At 36.2% G+C, this 21544-nt stretch carries 16 protein-coding genes and 1 rRNA gene; 4 read left to right on the forward strand and 13 right to left on the reverse strand.

What is annotated here, in order from left to right; translation table 11 throughout:
- Positions 1–386: S1 RNA-binding domain-containing protein (locus ABIQ27_RS07445; RefSeq protein ID WP_348033172.1), on the reverse strand; the 386-nt coding region annotated here is incomplete at its 3' end.
- A 325-nt stretch (positions 387–711) separates the two neighbouring features.
- On the opposite strand from ABIQ27_RS07445, the gene ABIQ27_RS07450 reads away from it, so the two are divergent.
- Positions 712–1944 carry a cation:dicarboxylase symporter family transporter gene (locus tag ABIQ27_RS07450; protein WP_348033174.1) on the forward strand — a complete coding sequence of 411 codons (1233 nt, stop codon included), beginning with the start codon at positions 712–714 and terminating at the stop codon, positions 1942–1944.
- 39 nt (positions 1945–1983) lie between these two features.
- Here ABIQ27_RS07450 and ABIQ27_RS07455 read toward each other — a convergent pair whose 3' ends face one another.
- The 11 genes from ABIQ27_RS07455 to ABIQ27_RS07505 form a co-directional block, all read right to left on the reverse strand.
- On the reverse strand, positions 1984–3237 hold the full coding sequence (locus tag ABIQ27_RS07455; protein WP_348033175.1) for a nucleoside permease: 1254 nt from the start codon (positions 3235–3237) through the stop codon (positions 1984–1986).
- A 65-nt stretch (positions 3238–3302) separates the two neighbouring features.
- Positions 3303–3998 (reverse strand): (d)CMP kinase, encoded by a 696-nt coding sequence (gene cmk, locus ABIQ27_RS07460; protein ID WP_348033176.1) that lies wholly within the window; start codon positions 3996–3998, stop codon positions 3303–3305.
- Positions 3999–4052: 54 nt separating this feature from the next.
- Positions 4053–5078 carry a type IX secretion system protein PorQ gene (gene porQ, locus ABIQ27_RS07465; RefSeq protein WP_348033177.1) on the reverse strand — a complete coding sequence of 342 codons (1026 nt, stop codon included), beginning with the start codon at positions 5076–5078 and terminating at the stop codon, positions 4053–4055.
- A gap of 133 nt (positions 5079–5211) precedes the next feature.
- Positions 5212–7662 carry an endopeptidase La gene (gene lon / locus ABIQ27_RS07470; RefSeq protein ID WP_348033178.1) on the reverse strand — a complete coding sequence of 817 codons (2451 nt, stop codon included), beginning with the start codon at positions 7660–7662 and terminating at the stop codon, positions 5212–5214.
- 226 nt (positions 7663–7888) lie between these two features.
- A complete protein-coding gene (locus ABIQ27_RS07475; RefSeq protein WP_348033180.1) occupies positions 7889–8440 on the reverse strand; it encodes a DUF6252 family protein in 552 nt (183 codons plus the stop codon).
- 42 nt (positions 8441–8482) lie between these two features.
- Positions 8483–9802 (reverse strand): MFS transporter, encoded by a 1320-nt coding sequence (locus tag ABIQ27_RS07480; RefSeq protein WP_348033181.1) that lies wholly within the window; start codon positions 9800–9802, stop codon positions 8483–8485.
- A gap of 83 nt (positions 9803–9885) precedes the next feature.
- Positions 9886–10704 (reverse strand): M48 family metallopeptidase, encoded by an 819-nt coding sequence (locus ABIQ27_RS07485; protein WP_348033182.1) that lies wholly within the window; start codon positions 10702–10704, stop codon positions 9886–9888.
- A gap of 35 nt (positions 10705–10739) precedes the next feature.
- Entirely contained in the window at positions 10740–13139 is a 2400-nt protein-coding gene (locus ABIQ27_RS07490) for a glycoside hydrolase family 31 protein (protein WP_348033183.1), read from the reverse strand.
- 188 nt (positions 13140–13327) lie between these two features.
- On the reverse strand, positions 13328–15232 hold the full coding sequence (gene glgB / locus ABIQ27_RS07495; protein ID WP_348033184.1) for a 1,4-alpha-glucan branching protein GlgB: 1905 nt from the start codon (positions 15230–15232) through the stop codon (positions 13328–13330).
- A gap of 203 nt (positions 15233–15435) precedes the next feature.
- Positions 15436–17058, reverse strand: coding sequence for a trehalose synthase (locus tag ABIQ27_RS07500; protein WP_348033185.1), 1623 nt, complete (start codon positions 17056–17058; stop codon positions 15436–15438).
- Between the two features lie 75 nt (positions 17059–17133).
- Positions 17134–19074: an alpha-1,4-glucan--maltose-1-phosphate maltosyltransferase gene (locus ABIQ27_RS07505; RefSeq protein ID WP_348033186.1), complete on the reverse strand. Its 1941-nt coding sequence runs from the start codon at positions 19072–19074 to the stop codon at positions 17134–17136.
- A 76-nt stretch (positions 19075–19150) separates the two neighbouring features.
- Here ABIQ27_RS07505 and ABIQ27_RS07510 point away from each other — a divergent pair, with 76 nt between their 5' ends.
- The 3 genes from ABIQ27_RS07510 to ABIQ27_RS07520 all read left to right on the forward strand — a co-directional run bounded on the left by ABIQ27_RS07510 (position 19151) and on the right by ABIQ27_RS07520 (position 21339).
- Positions 19151–20014, forward strand: coding sequence for an alpha/beta hydrolase (locus ABIQ27_RS07510; RefSeq protein ID WP_348033187.1), 864 nt, complete (start codon positions 19151–19153; stop codon positions 20012–20014).
- Between the two features lie 6 nt (positions 20015–20020).
- The gene (gene nth / locus ABIQ27_RS07515) at positions 20021–20668 is read left to right on the forward strand and encodes an endonuclease III (RefSeq protein ID WP_348033188.1); all 648 of its coding nucleotides are present in this window, start codon (positions 20021–20023) and stop codon (positions 20666–20668) included.
- A 137-nt stretch (positions 20669–20805) separates the two neighbouring features.
- Entirely contained in the window at positions 20806–21339 is a 534-nt protein-coding gene (locus ABIQ27_RS07520; RefSeq protein WP_348033189.1) for a 2'-5' RNA ligase family protein, read from the forward strand.
- A gap of 82 nt (positions 21340–21421) precedes the next feature.
- On the opposite strand, the gene rrf is transcribed toward ABIQ27_RS07520, so the two are convergent.
- Positions 21422–21531, reverse strand: a 5S ribosomal RNA gene (rrf, locus tag ABIQ27_RS07525).
- Positions 21532–21544: the final 13 nt, after the last annotated feature.

Here is a 21544-nt window from a genome sequence, read left to right on the forward strand (position 1 = left end):
GTTTCGTTTGCAGAAATAACTCTATCCCAAGATTTAATTGTTCTTGCTTTTCTGTGAGACAATACTAACTGACCTGTTTTGTCCTCACGGATGTCAATTAATACTTCTACTTTGTCACCAACTTTTAAAGCCGGGTTGTAACGGAATTCGTTAAGTGAAATTACACCTTCCGATTTCGCGTTGATGTCAACAATTGCGTCTCTGTCAGTAATTCTAACTACAACACCTTCCACTACTTCTTCCTGATCGGTTGAAATGAAAGTTTTTGTAACTAAGCTTTCAAACTCTTCCAAGTTTTTTTGATCTACTGCGTCAATTCCTTCTGCATAATTATGCCAGTTAAAATCACTTAAAAACGCTTCTTGTTCTTTGTTTAATACAGCCATGCTGATAAAATAATTTGTATGTTATGCTTCTCGAGTTTCTTAATGCAATTAAAAACACAACAGTGTTAGTTTTAAATAGTTGATACCTAAAGGAAACTCTTCTTCGCCAAAAGGTCTGCAAAATTACACATAATTTCTTAATTACAAAACATTTATAAAGAGAAATTTAACACTAAAAACAGAGAAGTTTAGGAGCGAATGGTTTGGGCTTTTTTGGAATCCATTTTCCCGCTATTCGTTTTACTGCGTACCACTACTATCGGGGCTAAACAGGAATTGTATTGCATTCAAAAATAATTGTAAATTGTAACCAATAACAAAACCTATGACAACCAATAATCCAAAGAGCCAATCTTTCCTATTTAAAACCATTACCAATCTGACTTTTTGGGTATTGATTGCTATTATATGCGGAGTGCTGCTTGGTCATTTCAATCCTGCAACCGGGCAGAAAATGGAAATTATTGGTAAAACATTTATCGATATTGTAAAGATTTTTATCGGACCAATCATCTTCCTGACAATTGTTTTGGGAATTGCCGGTATGGGCGATTTGAAAAAAGTTGGTCGCATCGGAATCAAATCACTTATTTATTTTGAAATCGTAACCACATTTGCTTTAATCATTGGAATTACCGCAGCATATATCATCCAACCGGGAAAAATTGATAAATCAGGATTGGCTATAGAAGATGCAACTAAATACACTTCAAATCCTGCAACTCATTTCAATTGGCTCGACTTCTTCATGAGTAATTTTACGTTACAGGTTTTGGTTGTCGCCATCATTTGCGGCATTGTACTCAACTATCACAAAAAAAGAGAAACCATAATTGCAGTTTTATACAACTGGTCTAAAGTAGTTTTCAAAGCATTAAAATTTGTCATGTATCTGGCGCCGCTTGGTGCATTTGGAGCCATGGCATATACCGTTGGAAAGTTTGGATTTGAAACATTGATTCCTCTAGGAAAATTAATGCTTACGGTTTATCTCACGATGGCCATTTTCATTTTCGTGGTTCTTGGCAGCATTCTGCGTTATTACAAAATAAGCATCTTAGATTTTATCAAATACCTAAAAGCAGAATTATTGATTGTGCTCGGAACTTCATCATCAGAACCTGCCTTACCCAATTTAATGAACAAACTCGAACGCATGGGTTGCAGCAAATCGGTAGTTGGATTGGTAGTTCCAACAGGTTATTCCTTCAACCTTGACGGGACATCGATTTATCTTTCAATGGCGGTTATTTTTCTGGCGCAATTGTATAATGTTCCGCTTTCATTTTATGAAATTCTGACGATAATCGGACTTTTAATGATTACGTCAAAAGGTGCGGCCGGAGTAACAGGAAGTGGTTTTATCGTTTTGGCTTCTACCTTGACCGCGATTCATAAAATTCCTGTCGAAGGTTTGGCGTTTCTTTTAGGTGTTGATAAATTCATGAGCGAAGCCAGAGCGATTACCAACTTCATCGGAAATGGAGTCGCAGCGATAGTAATTTCCAAAAACGAAAATGAATTCGTTGACCCTGAACATCCGATGGAATTTGATTAAAATAAAAAGAGCCTAATTACTTAGGCTCTTTTTATATTTTTAATGACTCACATTCGCCACATCATTAGGATTGTGTTTATGCTTAAACATTACTGCAAATAAGATTGCTATAACTAAAGCATATCCGGCAAATGAAAGCCAGATGTTGTGCCAGTCTCTAACTCCGTCATGGGTAAAATAAGTATCTATTATCATTCCACTGATTATACCTCCAAAGAAAGCTCCAAAACCATTTGACATCATCATAAACAAACCTTGCGCAGAAGAACGAATTTTAGAATCGGTAGTAGTTTCGATAAATAATGAACCTGAAATATTAAAGAAATCAAATGCCATTCCGTATACAATACAAGACATTATAATCATCCATAAACCATCAACCGGATTTCCATAAGCAAACAATCCGAAACGCAATACCCAAGCCAACATCGAAATCAACATTACTTGTTTGATACCAAATCGTTTTAAGAAAAATGGAATCGCCAGAATAAATAAGGTTTCTGATATTTGAGAAATCGACAATATAATTGTAGAATATTTTACAACAAATGAATCTGCATATTCAGGAACTTTTGCAAATTCTGACAAATAAACATCGCCATACATGTTGGTTAGTTGTAGTGCTCCACCCAGCAACATTGAGAATAAGAAAAACAAAGCCATTTTATAAGTTCCAAATAATTTGAAAGCATTCAGTCCTAATTTTTCAAAAACAGATGCTTCTTCTGATATTAATTTTTGTGGTGGACATTTAGGTAAAGTAAAAGAATAAATACCTAATGCAAATGCAGCAAAAGCAGATAAATAAAACATATTGACCGAAGCTTTATTTCCAGTTAAATTGGTAATCCACATAGCAGCGATAAAACCAACTGTTCCCCAAACTCTGATAGGTGGAAATACTTTTACAACGTCATAATCATTGCTTTTCAAAATATTATATGCTACCGAATTGGATAACGAAATTGTCGGCATATAACACATCATAGCGGCAAAAATTACCCAATAAAAAGTAGTTGGATTGTCAACTTGTGGAATATAGCAAAGCGCCAAACCTCCTAAAATATGAAGTATGCCATAAAGCTTTTCTGCGTTTATCCATTTATCGGCAATAATACCTGTGATAGCAGGCATAATGATAGAAGAAATTCCAAGTGTAGAAAAAATGGCTCCAAATTCGGCGCCGCTCCATTGTTTTGTAGCAAACCAATAATTTCCAACGGTTATTAACCATGCTCCCCAAACAAAGAATTGGAGAAAACTCATTATTGTTAATCTGAATTTTATACTCATAAAATAGTCTTGATTTAGTTAAAATAGAACGTAAATCTACTATTTAAATCGAGATAAACAAATATTTACAACGATTTCGTCACATCCTCAACCATTTCCAAAACGGCGTCGAATTGTTCTTCACGAGTGAGATAAGAATTGTCAATTTCAATCGCGTCATCGGCTTTTCTCAAAGGAGAATCATCCCGATGCGTATCGATATAATCGCGTTGCTCTACATTTTTTAAAACTTCATCAAACGAAACATTTTGTTCTTTTTCCTGTAACTCTTCAAAACGTCTTTGCGCTCTTGTTTCAGAACTTGCTGTCATAAATACTTTGAGTTCGGCTTTTGGAAAAACTACGGTTCCAATATCGCGGCCATCCATCACAATACCTTTGCCTTTTCCCATTTCCTGTTGTTGTTCAACTAATTTGACCCTGACCGCAGAAACTTCAGCAATCAAACTCACAAAATTGGAAACTTGAAGCGTTCTGATTTCCTTTTCTATATTGACATCATTCAGATACATTTCGGCAAAGCCTAATTCAGCATTGAATTCAAAATGCAATTTTATAGAAGGTAAACTGTTAATTAAGGTTTGCTTGTCAAAGAAATCAGTGGTTATATATCCCTTTTCCATAGCGAAAAAAGTTACCGCACGATACATCGCACCAGTGTCAACATACACGTAGCCCAAATGTTTAGCCAATTGTTTGGCTAATGTACTTTTCCCTGTGGAAGAAAATCCGTCGATGGCAATGGTAATTTTTTTACTCACAATTTTAAAATTATTTTTTTGGTGTTCGTGAATCTTCGGTTTTATATGTAATTATCAATCATTTGCAAAGTCTATGGTCAAGCCAAAAAGACTCGTATTGGCTGCTAATGTATATCGTGAATAGGAATAATTAAATTTTAAATTATTTATTTTCAAACCGAAACCAACAGAAATTCCGGAGAAGTTTCGCTGTTCCAAGATACGCAATTCTTCGGCTCTTCTGAAATTATAACCAACCCGTAAATTAAAGCCTTTATCCGGAAATAATTCAGCACCAATAATTACGTGACGCAATGCATTTCCGAAGATAGAAACTTTCTCAGGAGTTGAACCTCCATCTAAAGAACCTTCCGCTCTGTTCGGATTGGAAAACGCCAATTGCCATTGTTGCATATTTTCCAGCGTTAAGTGCCAACGAATCGGAACATTTTCCATCAATTGTGAAACACCAATCAGCACTTCTAAAGGTAATTTTTCACGTGTTTCAGCATAAGGTGTGATTTGTAATCCGACATTTCGAATGGATATTGCCCAATTTACATCGTTTCGTGTATCGATAAACAATCCACCAATATCGATTGCGGCACCAAAGGAATTGTAACTTTCTAAAGTAGAAGAAATTAACTTGGCATTAGCACCAACATAAAAATCGGAACCCGGAATATTATAAGCATAACCAAAAGTCAACGCAATCTCACTTCCGGTAAAATTTGAAGTCGCCTGACCGTTTTCGTCATAACCATCGAATTTTCCGTAATTCACATAGTTTACGCCACCAAAAAAGGTTTGCACATGCCGGTCGTAAGTGTAAGCATAAGAAGCTGTTCCGTAGGTAACTTCACCAAAATAACTTCCATAATTCAAAGCCAGTTTATTATCCATTTCAGGATTTATATTCGCTGGGTTAAAATGTCCCTGATTGACATCGCTATCGTAAAAGGTAATTACTTTTCCGCCTAAAGCCGCTTGTCTTGGCGATGTCACTAAATTTAGAAATTGGTATATTGACTTTCCTCCAACTTGGCCAAAACTGACCAAATTAGCGAGACAAAACCCAATACAAATTGCTTTTTTAAACATCAAAAAATGACTTATGCTATATACTATAACGGAAATGCGAAGATATTATTTTATATCGGATGAAAAAAAGTTAAAAGAAAAAGGCATAAGCGTTATTTTACCTATGCCTTTGCCCTTTATTTTTGCAACTATTTTACAATTTTTTAGCGTTTTTTACTTTCTGATTTGTCAATGCGAAATCAATGACTTCGCTCATTTCTTTTACATAATGAAACGTTAGACCATCAATATAATCCGCTTTGATTTCGTCTATATCGCTTTTGTTTTCGTGACACAAAATAATCTCCTTGATGTTGGCTCTTTTAGCAGCCAGGATTTTTTCTTTGATTCCGCCAACAGGCAACACTTTTCCACGCAAAGTGATTTCGCCGGTCATGGCTAAATTTTTCTTTATTTTCCTTTGTGTCAGAAGTGAAACTAAAGAAGTCAACATAGCAATTCCGGCGCTTGGCCCATCTTTTGGCGTTGCACCTTCCGGAACGTGTAGGTGAATGTTATATTTGGAAATCATTTCCGGCTCTAATCCGAAAATTTCTGCATTGGCTTTTAAGTATTCCATAGCAATCGTTGCCGATTCTTTCATTACGGTTCCCAGATTTCCCGTCAAAGTTAAATTTCCTTTTCCTGCCGAAATCAAAGATTCAATAAATAAGATATCACCACCAACTGATGTCCATGCCAAACCTGTTACAACTCCGGCCACATCATTGCTTTCTGATTTATCACGTGCTAATTTTGGTGCGCCAAGAATTTTGACAATATCTTCATCGGTAACTTTCGTATTATACTCTTCTTCCATCGCTACTGATTTTGCAGCATTACGGATAACCTGAGCTAATTTTTGTTCCAAACTTCTAACACCAGATTCTCTCGTATAACCTTCCACAATTTTTTCTAATTGTTTCTTGCCAATAGTTAAATCTTTTGCTTTCAATCCGTGTTCTTTCAATTGTTTTGGAAACAAATGCTGACGTGCAATTTCTACTTTTTCTTCAATGGTATAACCTGTCATTTTGATTACTTCCATTCTATCGCGCAACGCAGGTTGAATGGTTGCCATATTATTGGAAGTCGCGATGAACATGACTTTGGACAAATCATAACCCATTTCAAGGAAGTTATCATAGAAATCGCTGTTTTGTTCAGGGTCTAAAACTTCAAGCAAAGCGGATGATGGATCGCCTTGGTGCGAATTTGATAGTTTATCAATTTCATCCAAAACAAAAACCGGATTGGAAGTTCCTGCTTTTTTCAGGCTTTGGATAATTCTTCCGGGCATTGCGCCAATGTAGGTTTTTCTGTGTCCGCGTATTTCAGCTTCGTCGCGCAAACCGCCAAGTGATATTCGAACATATTCTCTACCCAATGCTTCTGCAATTGACTTTCCGATAGATGTTTTTCCAACTCCCGGAGGTCCGGTCAAACAGATTATTGGCGACTTCATATCATTTCGCAATTTCAAAACTGCTAAATGTTCTATGATTCTTTTCTTTACATCGTCTAAACCAAAATGGTCGCGGTCAATAATTTTCTGAGCACGTTTCAAATCAAAATTATCTTTGGAATAGTGACTCCAAGGCAACTCTAAAAATAATTCCAGATAGTTTCTTTGGATACCAAAGTCAGGCGCCTGTGGATTCATGCGTTGCATTTTGGAAATTTCTTTCTCAAAATGTTTGGCTGTTTTGACATCCCAGGTTTTGGTTTTGGCCTTCATTCGCATTTCCTCAATTTCCTGCTCATTTGAAACGCCACCCAATTCTTCCTGAATGGTTTTCATTTGTTGGTGGAGGAAATATTCTCTTTGCTGTTGGTCTAAATCAAAACGAACTTTAGATTGAATATCGTTCTTAAGTTCGAGTTTTTGCAATTCAACATTCATGTAACGCAAAGTTTCTAAAGCTCTTTCTTTTAAAGCATTAGTCATCAATAAATCCTGTTTTTCTTTAACCGTAAGATTCATGTTAGAAGAAACAAAATTGACTAAGAAAGACTGGCTTTCAATATTCTTTATAGCAAAAGTAGCTTCAGTTGGAATGTTTGGACTTTCCTTTATGATTTCGATAGCTAACTCTCTGGTTGAGTCAATTATTGCCTGAAATTCGGTGTCATGTTTTCCAGGACGTTTTTCTTCAACTTCTTTTATCGTAGCTTTCAGATATGGTTTTTCAGTAGTAACGGCATCAATGGCAAAACGCTTTTTTCCCTGCAGGATAACGGTGATATTACCATCGGGCATTTTCAAAACACGGAGAATTTGTGCTACAGTTCCAACGGTATAAATGTCGTTTTTTGTTGGATCTTCGTCTTCTTCATTTTTTTGGGCAACAACTCCAATGATTTTATTTCCGGCATTGGCATCGTTTATAAGCTTTATAGATTTATCTCTTCCTGCCGAAATTGGAATTACGACTCCGGGAAAAAGCACAGTATTACGTAAAGGCAGAATAGGCAAAGAATTTGGTAATTCTTCGTTATTCATTTCTTCTTCGTCTTCGGGTGTTAAAAGTGGTATTAAATCGGTTTCTGTATCGAATTCTTGTAGTGACAGATTGTCAAAAGATATGATATTACGGTTTGACATGGTGTGTATTTAAGTCAAAATGACATTAGAAATTATTCAATGCTAAACAAATGTAGGACATCTTTTTTAAGAAATAAATTAAAATCGATGTATGGCAGTTGATTTTGGTTAAAATCGATATATAATCTAATATTATCGTTTAGCGCCCTAGTAAGTCAAGTATTATGCCACAAAAAAACCGTCTCGTCCATAAGACGAGACGGTTTTTTAATATATTTTAAAAATATTAGGGTGCGACAGTAAAGGTTACGTTGTTTATGACACCTTCTGTAATTTGCCTTTGATTTGTAGAACCTGAAGAATCAAAGCCTGTAAAACTGAACGTTCCTGATATCTTTTTGGCTGCAATGTCAAATTGTGTTATCGTTAATGTACCAACAGATTCAGTCGTGGCAGAATTGAAAGAACTAAAAGAATTAGTTCCCGTCAAATCTTCATTATATTGAAAAAATAATAAGGTTTCAAAATTGGTATTTGCTGTAAAAGTTCCGACTGCCGGATTTATTAATTGAACATTCATTAGTTTTCCGTTAGGCATAACACCTGCAATATTTATTTCCGGCCCAAAAGCAGAACCTGATACTTCAGCTATTATTTGCTGTGCATTAAAGGTATCACTTCCAATTTTTGCAGTAAATGTACCAGCGCCTCCGCCTCCGCCTATTGGAGTAAAATCATCTAAATCGATGGCACTATCAATTGGTTCATTATCACATGAAGTGAAAGTAAAAGCTGTTAAAATCAAGAATATGCCTGCTAATAATTTTATGTTTTTCATAACCGTTTTATAAATAAAGACCAAATATAATTTTTTTTGAATTTATGACAATACTTTTTTGGGAATTCTCAACAATAATAACATTCCAGCTAAGAAAAATATTCCCAAAAAGACAATAGCAAATCTTGGGCTTCCGGTAATTTGATCAATTAATCCATAAACCAGCATTCCGATAACAATTCCGATTTTTTCGGAAACATCATAAAAACTAAAAAAAGAAGTTGTGTCGTCTGTTTTTGGTAAAAACTTAGAATAGGTTGATCTTCCCAATGCCTGAATTCCACCCATGACTAATCCGACCAAACTAGCCATAATATAAAAATGCATTGGAGTCGTTATGAAATAAGCAAATCCGCAAAGCAAAAGCCAAAACGCATTTAAGACAATCAGCACATTTACATTTCCAAATTTTGCCGAAGCCTTTGAAGTCAAGATTGCACCGGCAATCGCAATCAGTTGTATTAAAAGAATACATGTTATCAATCCGATTTGACTTTCTTCAGGGCTGCTCCACTGAATTTCCTGAGCGCCAAAATAAGTTGCAATAAGCATTACCGTTTGCACTGCCATACTAAACACAAAGAAACTCAGTAAATATCTTTTTAACGGAATTTCGGATTGTAGCAATTTCCAAACTTTTTTGAGTTCCCGGAAACCATTGAATACAACCGAAAAGTTTACTTTCTCTTTATTGGAATTCCCTTTTGGTAAATAAAAATAAGTGTATTTACTAAAAACAATCCACCAAATTCCAACCGTCATAAACGAATAACGCATTGCTTTCATAGATGCTTCGCCCGGCGTTCCCGAAATATGAAAAAGTGTTGGTTTCATTATCATCGCCAGGTTGACAACAAGCAATATAACGCTTCCTATATAACCCAGCGAATAGCCTTTGGCACTGATTTTATCCTGTTGTTCCGGAAAAGCAATATCTGGCAAATACGAATTGTAAAATACCAAACTTCCCCAAAAACCAATCAATCCAAAAAAGTAAAATGTTAGACCAAGTCCAATATTACTTAAATCGAAAAAGTACAATCCGATGCATGACAAAGCTCCAATATAATTAAAGATACGCATGAAAATCTTTTTGTTTCCCATATAATCTGCAATACCCGAAAGCAATGGAGAAAATAAGGCTACACAAAGGAAAGCGGCAGCCGTAACAAAACTTATAAGTGCCGAGTTTTTGAAACTATATCCTAAAACAGTGACATACGGATTGTCTTTGTCAAACAAAGCGTTGTAAAAAATAGGAAAAACTGCCGAAGCAATGACCAAACTATAAACTGAATTTGCCCAATCATAGAAAGCCCAGGCATTGAGTAATTTTGGATGACCTTTAGGAAGTACTGGCATAGAAAGTCTTTTAAATAAAAAATCCCGTCTCGTTTTTAGAACGAGACGGAATTCAAATATACTCTTTTTTTGTTACTGGAATGTTATTTATATATCACGCCAAATTTAGCTGCTTCCGCTTTTGCTATAGGAACCAATTTCTTTAAATTCGCAATCCTTGTTGCATCAGATGGGTGCGTACTCAAAAATTCCGGTGGTGCACCACCTCCTGAAGCTGCGGACATTCTCGACCAGAAAACTACAGCCTGCTCCGGATTGTAACCCGCAATTGCCATTAATGTTAAACCAATTTGATCCGCTTCTGTTTCGTGGCTTCTGCTAAATGGCAGCATTCCACCAATTTCTGTTGCAGCTCCATAAGCTGTCATTGCCAATTGTTGTGTTTCAGCACTTTTTCCTCCGGTAGCCAATGCAACACCAGTACCACCAAGCTGTTGTAAAAGCCCAGCACTCATACGTTGTTGACCGTGATTAGCCAAAGCATGTGAAACTTCATGACCCAGAACTGTTGCTAAACCAGCTTCATCTTTCGTAATTGGAAGAATTCCGGAATACACCACAATTTTTCCACCAGGCATGCACCAGGCATTTACTTCTTTGCTTTCCACCAATTTATATTCCCACTGATAATCCTTCAAATAGCCTTTATAACCATTGGCATCAAGCCATTTCTCTGCAGCATTTTTGATTTTGGTTCCAACGTTTACTACTTTATTAGCATCTGCTGTTCCTGAAATAACTTTATTTTCTTTTAAGAATGTTCCATATTGAGCAAATGCCGAAGGCAAAATTTCGCTATTCGGAACTAAAGCTAAAGTGTTTTTTCCAGTAAATGGATTAGTGGAGCATGAGAATGACAATCCTATCAATAAGATTCCGCAAAATAAAATTCTATTTTTCATAATGTTTGATTTTATGATTCAAATTTATGAAAATTTTATGCGCCAATTATATGTAATTCTGTGAAATCTTTATATAATATCAATGTATTGTCTCCGTTAAACTGAAGTGAATCCAATGTTATTTTTTCGTTATCAATTTCCACTCTTTTTACTTTGAATGGTAAAGCTTTTAAATTGATTTTGAATTTAGAATAATGCGTTTCAAAAGTTCCTTCGGTATGTTGTTGAATAAAAAGTTCTTTTTCTTTTCCGTTTAACGTAAATGTCCGCAACGAGAATCGTCCTTTGTTATAATCATAGCCATCCTGAGCATCTTCATAAACCGTAGATTTTTCTTTTCCTAATTTGTAATAAACATCCAATGTCAATTCATCAAACTGTAATTCGCCAACATACTGCTGCACTGGATATTTTGGAATAATGGCGCCTTCCTTTATAAAAATCGGAATCTGGTCAAAATCTGTTTTTATCCAAAGTTCTTTTTTTCCTTCGTTGAATTCATTCGTCCAGTAGTTGTACCAATTTCCTTTTGGCAGATACATACGTCTTCCTTGCGCATTCGGCTCTAATATTGGGCAAACTAAAATTTGATTTCCAAAAATAAATTCGTCTGTTCTGTAATGTGTATGCAAATCGTCCTGATCAAAATAAACCAACGGCTTCAACATTGGTGTTCCTTCATTTACATATTGCCAAAACATCGTATACAAATAAGGCAACAATTGGTAACGCAATTCGACAAATTTTCTGGTAATATCAATTACTTCCTGACCAAATGACCAAGGTTCCTGTTCACCGTGATCACCCGAAGAATGTGTTCTGCAGAATGGATGAAAAACACCTAACTGAATCCATCTGGCATACAATTCGCCCGAAGGTTGTTCCGCAAATCCACCAATATCCGAACCGGTGAAACCCATTCCTGAAATTGACATTCGCTGCATTTGAATATTCGCAATCCATAAATGTTCCCAACTGGCAACATTATCGCCAGTCCACGAAGAAGTATAACGCTGCGCTCCTGAATAAGCCGAACGCGTAATGATAAATGGTCTTTTTGGATACGCAAAACGCTTGACACCTTCATAAGTTGCTCTTGCCATTTGGGTTCCATAAATGTTGTGTGCTTTTCGATGACTGCAAGGATTCCCATCATAATCATGACGCACATCTGAAGGGAAAGTTTTCCCTGGAACATCCATTACTGCTGGTTCGTTCATATCATTCCAAACGCCTTTCACTCCTATTTCTGAAATCAATTCCTTGAATAATCCTGCCCACCATTCGCGAACTTCCGGATTGGTATAATCAGGGAAATTGCATTCGCCCGGCCAAACTTTTCCTTTCATAAAAGGTCCATCGGCACGTTTACAGAAATAATCATTCTTCAGCGCTTCCTGATAAACCCAGTAATCTTTATCGATTTTGATTCCGGGATCAATGATAACAACGGTTTTGAAACCATCTTTCGCTAATTCGGCGACCATTCGTTTTGGCTCAGGAAAATATTCTTTGCTCCAGGTAAAACAACGGAAACCTTCCATATAATCGATGTCTAAATAAATAGCATCACATGGAATTTTTAACTCTCTGAATTTGCTGGTAACTTCTTTGACTTTGCTTTCCGGATAATAACTCCATTTGCATTGGTGATAACCCAAAGTCCACATTGGCGGAAGCTCTGGTTTTCCTGTCAAATGTGTATAAGTTGTAACTACATCCGCCATTTTTGGACCATAAACAAAGTAGTAATTCATTTCACCACCTTCTGCCCAAAAGCTAGTTACATTTCTTCGTTCGTGGCAAAAATCAAAAAACGTTCTGAACGTATTGTCAAAGAAAACGCCATAAGCTTTGTTATGGTGCAATCCAATATAGAAAGGCACGACTTTGTATAATGGTTCCTGGTCTTTATGGAATGCATATTGGTCGGTTGCCCAATTCTCAACACGTTTTCCTTTTAGGTTTAAATGCGTTGGCTTATCTCCCATTCCGTAAAAACTTTCGCCATCTTTCGACATTTTACTCATTTTTACAACGTTTCCACCATGCTCATAACTTTCTTCCCAATGAAACCCACTTTCGTCTTCCAAAATCGTAAAACCATCAATATCATGAATCGATATTTTCATGTTTTTCTTGTTGATTTTACAGAATACTTTGCTGGTTTTTATCAGATAAAAATGAGATTCTTCAACAACTTCCAGTTGGTTGTAACCGTGCGATTGTGTCTTATCAATGGCATACGAAAAGTCATTGCTGAAATATCCTTTTGTAGTATATCTGAAACGGATTAAACTATCTCGAAGTATGGTAACTTTTAGAATTACATTATTGTCAGTATTGAAATAGATGCTGTCAACATCCTGATTAAAACTAACTATTTTGGAAGGCGTCTGATCTCCTTTATGCTCAAGTTCCTGATTGGTAATCATATTGATTTTTTAATGTCGTGTTGCCAAATTTACAAAGATGAAATCTAAAACACAGCAAGTTATTAGAGTAGTTTTTAACTATAACGTTTGCGGATGATGATAAATAAAAGAGCCAAGAATGCACGAATGTTTTTTTTGAAAATTTGATTCAAAATTATTCGTGTATTCGTGGCAAAATTTATAATTAATTAAGATATTTTATAAACCGTAACTCCTAATGGTGGCAAGACTAATTCGGCTGAATAATCTCTGTAATTCCATGGAGTTTTATCAATCTTGATTGGTTTTGTCATTACTACTCCGCTTCCGCCGTATTCGGTGCTGTCGGAATTGAAAATCTGTGTTAGTTTGCCTTTTGTTGGCAATCCAATTCTATAATTATCTCTAACAACCGGAGTGAAATTACACACGACAACCAAGCTTTCTTTTTCGTTGTTTCCTTTTCGGATATAGCTCAAAATAGCATTTTCACTATCGGAATAATTTATCCATTCAAAACCATCCACATGGAATTGTTTTTCATACAATGCCGGATTGTTTTTATACAAAGCATTCAAATCGGTGATGCATTTTTTGATGCCATCGTGATAACCAAACTGCAGCAAATGCCAATCCAAACTTCCTTCAAAATTCCACTCAGAACTTTGCCCGAATTCGGAACCCATAAACAATAAATTGGTTCCGGGATGTGTAAACATATAGCCATACAACAAACGAAGATTCGCAAATTTCTGCCATTCGTCGCCGGTCATTCGGCCCAAAATTGATTGCTTTCCATAAACCACTTCGTCGTGAGATAATGGCAGCATGAAATTCTCAGTAAACGCATACGTCATTGAGAAAGTCAAATCGTTTTGGTGGAATTTTCTATACACGCTTTCTTTTTTGAAATACTGCAACGTATCGTGCATCCAGCCCATCATCCATTTCATTCCGAAACCTAAACCACCGATAAATGTTGGTCTCGAAACCATTGGAAAACTGGTGCTTTCTTCAGCTATAGTTTGCGTATCCGGAAAATCAGCATAAACCGCTTCGTTGAAATCTTTTAGGAAACTAATCGTGTCTAAGTTTTCTCTTCCTCCGAAAATGTTTGGTTCCCATTCGCCATCTTTTCTTGAGTAATCCAAGTATAACATTGACGCCACAGCATCTACACGCAAACCATCAGCATGATATTGGTGTAACCAAAAAATCGCATTACTTATCAGGAACGAACGCACTTCATTTCTGCCATAGTTGAATACCAAACTCTTCCAATCAGGATGATATCCTTTTCGTCTGTCCGGATGCTCATATAAGTTTGAACCATCAAAAAATCCTAAACCATGCGCGTCATCAGGAAAGTGTGACGGAACCCAATCGAGGATTACTCCAATTCCGGCTTGATGTAATTTATCCACCAAAACCATAAAATCCTGTGGTTTTCCGAAACGTGATGTTGGCGCAAAATAACCTACTAATTGATAACCCCAAGATGGATCATAAGGATATTCCATGATTGGCATAAACTCGACGTGCGTGAAACCAGTTTCTTTAACGTAATCAACCAATTCATCAGCCAATTCAAGATAAGTCAAAAACTTACCTTCACTATTTCTTTTCCAAGAACCCAAATGCACTTCATATACCGAATATGGCTTGTCCAAACCATTTTTATCTTTTCGGTTATCCATCCACTTTTTGTCTTTCCACTTATAATCCAAATCCCAAATGACAGAAGCCGTTTGTGGCGGATGCTCACAGTATAAAGCAAAAGGATCGGCTTTCTCAGTAATAATTCCGTTATTACTTGACTGGATTTTATATTTATAGGTCGTACCTTTTTCAACACCTGGAATAAATCCTTCCCAAATGCCTGAACCATCCCAACGAACATTGAGTTGATGCTCGCCCTGAATCCAATAGTTGAAATCACCAACCACAGAAACCGAGCGTGCCGATGGCGCCCAAACCGCAAAGTAAACGCCTTTTACACCGTTGACTTCCATCAGATGTGCTCCCATTTTTTCGTATAATCTAAAATGCTTTCCTGCTTTGAATAAATCGATATCAAAATCAGTGAAAAGTGAATGTACTTGTACTTGGTTCATTTTATATTGTTTTTGTTTTGTGGTTTTGCCACGAATACACGAATTTTTTATTTTCTTTTTTGAAGCGAATGGTTAGCGCTTTCTTGTTATCCATTTTCCCGCTTTCCGCGCTACATGGTAGCTGCTGCAATCACGGCTAGCAAGGTTTTGTCTTTTGTGAAATTATTCCAAATTAATTCACAATTCACAATTCGTAATTATTTTTAATACCCCATTATACTCTGAATACCTCTCAACGGAATCACTGCCCAGCGAGGACGTGAGTTTAGTTCGTAACCCAATTCGTAAACTGCTTTTTCTATCAGGCAATATTTCAGTAAAAAATCAATTTCATGGTTGTAACCAATATTCAAATTTCCTGATTGTGCTTTCTCAACGTAAGTCTCCAAAAAGCAGCCTACAAAGTAGTTAAACAATACTTCAGCAGCATGAAAAAGATGTTCTTGGTCGTAAGGATATTTGTCTTTGTTGTTAAAAATCGTCGCATAAATGGCGTAATGAAACGAACGGAACAAACCAGCAACATCTTTCAATGGCGGCTGTTTTACTTTTCGGTCACGAATGGTGCTTTCTGGTTCGCCTTCAAAATCCAATAAATAGAAATCGTCACCATTTACTAATATTTGCCCCAAATGATAATCGCCATGAATCCGGATACGCTCTGATTTCATTTTTGTCCAATCAAAATCGACAAAATGTTTACGCACCATTTTTTTGTTTTCCATAAACTGATGTGCTAACTCAAGCGCTAATCCGTCAAGTTTATGCAGACTATTTTCTATAATATTTAATCGGTTTTGAAACTGATACAGCATTCTGTTTTTCAGCCAAACTGTATAATCTCCGTTATAAGTTGTTGGCGTAAAAGCTGTATCATGAATGTCTCCGCCAAGCGCAATATGCATTTCTGCTGTGCGTTTTGCCATCGTTTGAATGCGAAGAAACAACCCCAATCCAACCCAATCAATAATCTCAGGCGGAATTTCGTTAATCTTAACGCGTTTGAATAATGGAATGTCCGGAAGCTTGTCAATCTTTATTTTCTTTGTTTTCAAATTACTAAAAACAACATCAATTTCCTCAAGCATAAACTTCCAAGCGTCACCCTGATTCGGAACTAATTCCTGCATCAAACCAAGTGTAATATTTCCTTCGGGCAGAGCCAAATTGATACTTCCTGTATACGCCGGCGAACTCTTAAAATTCATGCGTTCCGTTAAGAAACGACTGATTTCATAATCGGGATTTGTACTGACATAAATGCGTCGGAAAATCTTTAGCACAAATGAATCGTTGTAGATTATAGATGTATTGCTTTGCTCAACGCCCATAAACTTGGACGTTTTATATTCTTTATCTTCAAACTTAGTTCCTTTGTGAAAAACCAGTTTTAATTCAGGGTTATTTTTTGATTGCACAATATTCTCAAATAGCAACTTTCTAAAGTCTTCCTGATGCAAAGCATCTACCAAGAAACCCTGCTGATTGCCCATTTTTACAGGCGCAATAATCGTATTGGTGTCCAATTCTTCTTCGGCCATAAATGCCAAAGGCATAAAGTAATGCTGGTAAAATGCTTCCTTAAAATTCACTTCAAGCAACACACCATAATAAACATTCTTCTTTGAAGTAATTTTAAAATGATCCACGACTTCGATATATTTCAAAGTGCTGGCCTTTCCGCCGTACCAACGTTTATTGATAATATATTGTTCTAAAATATCCGAAGAGAATACTTTGACAAATTCCTCGTCTTCAAACGCAGTTTTCCAATCTGTTTTAAAAACAAATGGTGTCGAAAAAGTATCCTGGTTAGAATTTTCCATAATCTTATGCTTTACGCTATATTTTCAATTTTAAACTTTTGTATTTGCTATTTACTAATCACTATTCACTAATTACTACTTCAGAATTTTAAATAAATGGAATGGCAGCGCTGGATTTAGCTCTACAAAATTCCACTCTTTGTCCCAAATATAACTGTTTCCTGTAATTAATTCAACAACACGAATAGGTTGCCCAGCTTGAATTCCTAACGCCTGCAACGGCAATTGAACCCATGTTTGTTTGGCATAATATGGATCGATGCTGCAAATCATCAAAGTCTCATCTAACTTATCATCGTCATATTTGTAATACGCCAAAACCTGATCGTTATCGGTTGCACAAAACTGTATATTATTCGTTTGCTGCAATGAAGGTTGTTCGTGTCTGATTTTATTTAATCGGGAAATTACCGTAATTAATTTATTCTGAACCGTCCAATCCCAATTAAAGAATTCATATTTCTCAGAATTGTGATATTCTTCTTTTCCAGGCATCGCTTCCGAAACCATGTATTCATAAACAGGTCCGTATATTCCAATGCTGGAACTCAACGTGGCCGCCAAAAAGTATTTGTGAAGGTAAACGCTTTCATGTCCGCTTTGCAAAGCATACGGTAAAATATCTGGTGTATTTGGCCAAAAGTTTGGACGGAAAAATTCACTTTGTTCCGTTTTGGTTAATTCTTCAACATATTCAATCAGTTCGGCTTTGGTGTTTCTCCAAGTGAAATAAGAGTATGATTGCGTGAAACCTTGTTTGGCCAATTCATGCATAATTTTTGGACGTGTAAAAGCTTCTGCTAAAAACAAAACATCAGGATGTTTTTTCTTGATTTCTGCAATCAGCCAACCCCAAAAATAAAATGGTTTCGTATGCGGATTGTCAACTCTGAAAACCTTAATATCACATTCTTCAACCCAAAACAAAGCTACATCCAGCAACTCTTTCCAAAGGTTTTTCCAATCACCGCTTTCAAAATAAATAGGTTGGATATCCTGGTATTTCTTTGGTGGATTTTCGGCATATTGTACTGTTCCGTCGGGACGCCATTTGAACCATTGTGGAAAATCTTTCACATAAGGATGATCTGGTGCAGCCTGCAACGCATAATCCATGGCAACTTCAATTCCCACACTTTTGGCAGCTTTTACCAATGATTTAAAATCGGCTAGCGTTCCCAATTCGGGATGTATCGCTTTATGTCCGCCATGCTTGGAACCAATTCCCCAAGGCGAACCGACATCGCCTTTTGCGGCATTTGTTGCATTATTTTTCCCTTTTCTGTTTACTTCACCAATAGGATGAATCGGCGGAAAATATAAAGTATCAAATCCCATTGCAGAAACTCTGGGCAACAGTTTTTCGCAATCTTTAAAAGTTCCGTGTTTGCCTTTCTCCTGTGAAGCCGAACGTGGGAAAAATTCATACCAGGTGCTGAATAATGCCTTTTTTCTATCCACATAAATCTTCAATTCTGTTGAAACATTCGCTAAAGTTCGCGTTGGATAATTTCTAAAAATATGGTGTAATTCTGCTGATAATGCTATTGCAATCGCTTTGTCATATTGTTTTGCATCCTGGAATGCTTTTGCAGCTGCGGTTAGATATGTTTTTTCGGCAGCTGATACTTCTTTTAAAATTGCCTGACAAAATTCTGCACCTTCGAGCAATTCTGATTTCACATGCTGATTGTCTTCAATTTTTCGTTGCGTTCCGTGCTGCCAGTTCAAAGCATAATCAACCCAACCTTCAACTAAATAGGAATAAAAACCCTGTTTTTCTACTTTGAATTCTGCTTTCCATTCATCATTTTCGGTTTCAGTCATTCTGACTTCCTGCCACTTTTTTTCTGATTCATGTTTAAATTTCACACTACAAGCTACAACATCGTGACCATCAGAAAAGACATTAGCTGTAACTACAACTTTTTGACCTACAATTCTTTTGATAAAAAAAGCTCCACCGTCAAGTTGTGGAGAAACGTTTTCAATTATAATTCGGGTTTGGTTTTGCATTTTAATTGTAATTTTAGGAAGTTGTAATTTAGAGAAAAATATAATAAGTTATAAATTGCGGTATAATTTTATTGAAATGACAAAAAAAAGTGACATACCCAGTCAATCATTGCAAATTCCGAAAATAATAACGCGAACGGCTAAATTATTACAAGCAATTTCTCCAAAATTGGCTACACTTTTTGCTGCAAAACTATTTACAACGCCCCTTAAACATAGAATTCCGAAGAGAGAATTACAAATGGAAGAAAATAGTAAACAAACAAAACTGTTCATTCCAAAGATTAATAAAGAGATTGTTGTGTATCAATATGGTGAAAGTGAACGTAAAGTATTGTTGGTTCACGGTTGGTCCGGAAGAGGAACCCAGCTTTTTAAAATCGCTGACGAATTACTTCAAAATGGGTTTTCAACCATAAGTTTTGATGCTCCGGCACATGGAAAATCAGCAAGCAAAACCACATTAATGCCTGAATTTATTGCTTCAATTCTTGAAATCGAGAAACACTTTGGCCCATTTGAATTTACTATCGGACATTCGCTTGGTGGCATGTCAATTCTTAATGCTATAAAAGAAGGATTGTCGGTTAAAAAAGCCGTAATCATTGGCACTGGCGATATTATTCAGGATATAATGGATGATTTTATTTTAAAGATGGAATTAAGACCGGAAACCGCTTTAATGATGAAAGCACATTTTGAGAAAAAGTTTGGTGTTGAGATGGAAAGTTATTCTGCAAGTTTTGCAGCAAAAACAGTTGAAATTCCTGTTTTGATTATCCATGATGAACATGATGATGAAATATCGGTCAAAGCCGCTCATAATATTAATCGCAATATAAAGAATGGAGAAATTCTCATCACAGAAAAATTAGGACATAGAAAAATTCTGGGCGATAAAAATGTAATTGAAAAAATCATTAATTTTATTAAAAACTAAATCAATATGGAATTATTCGATAAAAATAAAGACTGGGCCACGATTTTAAAACCACTTATTCAGAAATACAAAAACAAGAAACATCCGTTAGATTATAATAATTTGTATCAATTGCTGGTGATGGTCGTTCTTTCTGCACAGGATTCAGATGCCAACATCAATAAAGTGGCGCCACCACTTTTCGAGGCCTTTCCAACCCTGAAATCTTTATCAGAAACTTCCATTGAAGAATTGATTCCTTACATCACCAAAGTCCGTAATTTCAACACCAAAGCCAACTGGCTTATCGAAATTGCTCAAACCATTAAAACCGATAAAAACATCCCCACAACTATGGATGAATTAGTTGCCCTTAAAGGTATTGGTAGAAAATCTGCCAATGTCATTATGCGCGAAGCTGAAGCTCCGGCAGAAGGAATTATCTGCGATTTGCATGTTATAAGAGTAGCACCAAGAATCGGATTGGTTCAGGAATCAAAAGATGGAAACAAAATCGAAAAACAATTGATGCAGGTTTTACCCAAAGAAATTTGGGGTGATATCGGTATAGCTATCTCATTTTTAGGAAGGGAAACCTGCCGTCCAACAAATCCTAAACACAGCGAATGTGTGGTAAGTGAGCATTGCGAATACTGTCAATTGCATAAATCATAATTTGGGTGTGCCCCTTCGGGTCGGGCTGTCCGTTATATCTTTTTACTGTTTTGTTGCATTGTGTTATATAAAAGACACTTTGGATTAAAACAGTAAAAAGGATGCCACTTCCATCCCTCACACAATATATTTCAATCATGAAACCCACTCCTCAATTTTCATTGGTTATTTTCCCAACACCTGAACAGTCAGCATTAATAAACTCCTGGAAACAATTACTAAAAAATAAAATAAAATGGTTTAATAGTGCAGATTCAGCGGCTCATATCACAGTTATTCAGTTTGAAAATGAAATGGAGTTGTCTCTTTATATAGATGCTGTCAGGGAATGCTGCAAAACTTTCTTATCACAAAAAGTAACATTCAATTCATTGGGTAGCTTTGAAAATGCAGGGACATTCTTCATAGCTCCGGATGCTCTTTCAAAAATTTATCTTGACACCTTAATTATAGATATGCTTAAGTTTCTAGGTTTCAAGGTTAATGCAAATAATGTCAATTCTCATATGAGTATAGCCCGTAAAATTTATGGTGAAAGAATGATTACTGCTTTTGAGCTATTCAAACCTATTGATGTTGCATTCCAATTTAATTGTGATGCTCTACATGTGCGAAAGTTCGATGGAAAACAATATTCAGACATTATAGAAAAAATTCCCTTCGGAAAATAGTATAAACAAAAAATCCCTTTCATCTTCATGAAAGGGATTCTAAAAAAAAATAACCCTGACCGTTTGGGTCAGGGTTACTAAAAAAAGGCAGCGACATACTCTCCCACATAACTGCAGTACCATCTGCGCAGTCGGGCTTAACTTCTCTGTTCGGAATGGGAAGAGGTGAGCCCCGACGCAATAACCACCTTAAGAGGTTTTGCAA

Source organism: Flavobacterium sp., assembly GCF_039916025.1.
Lineage (GTDB): Bacteria > Bacteroidota > Bacteroidia > Flavobacteriales > Flavobacteriaceae > Flavobacterium.

Excerpts from the sequence above, each read along its gene's own strand:
- ABIQ27_RS07450 (WP_348033174.1), top strand. The coding sequence starts at position 712 with ATGACAACCAATAATCCAAAGAGCCAATCTTTCCTATTTAAAACCATT.
- ABIQ27_RS07455 (WP_348033175.1), bottom strand. The coding sequence starts at position 3,237 with ATGAGTATAAAATTCAGATTAACAATAATGAGTTTTCTCCAATTCTTT.
- porQ (WP_348033177.1), bottom strand. The coding sequence starts at position 5,078 with ATGTTTAAAAAAGCAATTTGTATTGGGTTTTGTCTCGCTAATTTGGTC.
- lon (WP_348033178.1), bottom strand. The coding sequence starts at position 7,662 with ATGTCAAACCGTAATATCATATCTTTTGACAATCTGTCACTACAAGAA.
- ABIQ27_RS07475 (WP_348033180.1), bottom strand. The coding sequence starts at position 8,440 with ATGAAAAACATAAAATTATTAGCAGGCATATTCTTGATTTTAACAGCT.
- ABIQ27_RS07480 (WP_348033181.1), bottom strand. The coding sequence starts at position 9,802 with ATGCCAGTACTTCCTAAAGGTCATCCAAAATTACTCAATGCCTGGGCT.
- ABIQ27_RS07485 (WP_348033182.1), bottom strand. The coding sequence starts at position 10,704 with ATGAAAAATAGAATTTTATTTTGCGGAATCTTATTGATAGGATTGTCA.
- ABIQ27_RS07490 (WP_348033183.1), bottom strand. The coding sequence starts at position 13,139 with ATGATTACCAATCAGGAACTTGAGCATAAAGGAGATCAGACGCCTTCC.
- glgB (WP_348033184.1), bottom strand. The coding sequence starts at position 15,232 with ATGAACCAAGTACAAGTACATTCACTTTTCACTGATTTTGATATCGAT.
- ABIQ27_RS07500 (WP_348033185.1), bottom strand. The coding sequence starts at position 17,058 with ATGGAAAATTCTAACCAGGATACTTTTTCGACACCATTTGTTTTTAAA.
- ABIQ27_RS07505 (WP_348033186.1), bottom strand. The coding sequence starts at position 19,074 with ATGCAAAACCAAACCCGAATTATAATTGAAAACGTTTCTCCACAACTT.
- ABIQ27_RS07510 (WP_348033187.1), top strand. The coding sequence starts at position 19,151 with ATGACAAAAAAAAGTGACATACCCAGTCAATCATTGCAAATTCCGAAA.
- nth (WP_348033188.1), top strand. The coding sequence starts at position 20,021 with ATGGAATTATTCGATAAAAATAAAGACTGGGCCACGATTTTAAAACCA.
- ABIQ27_RS07520 (WP_348033189.1), top strand. The coding sequence starts at position 20,806 with ATGAAACCCACTCCTCAATTTTCATTGGTTATTTTCCCAACACCTGAA.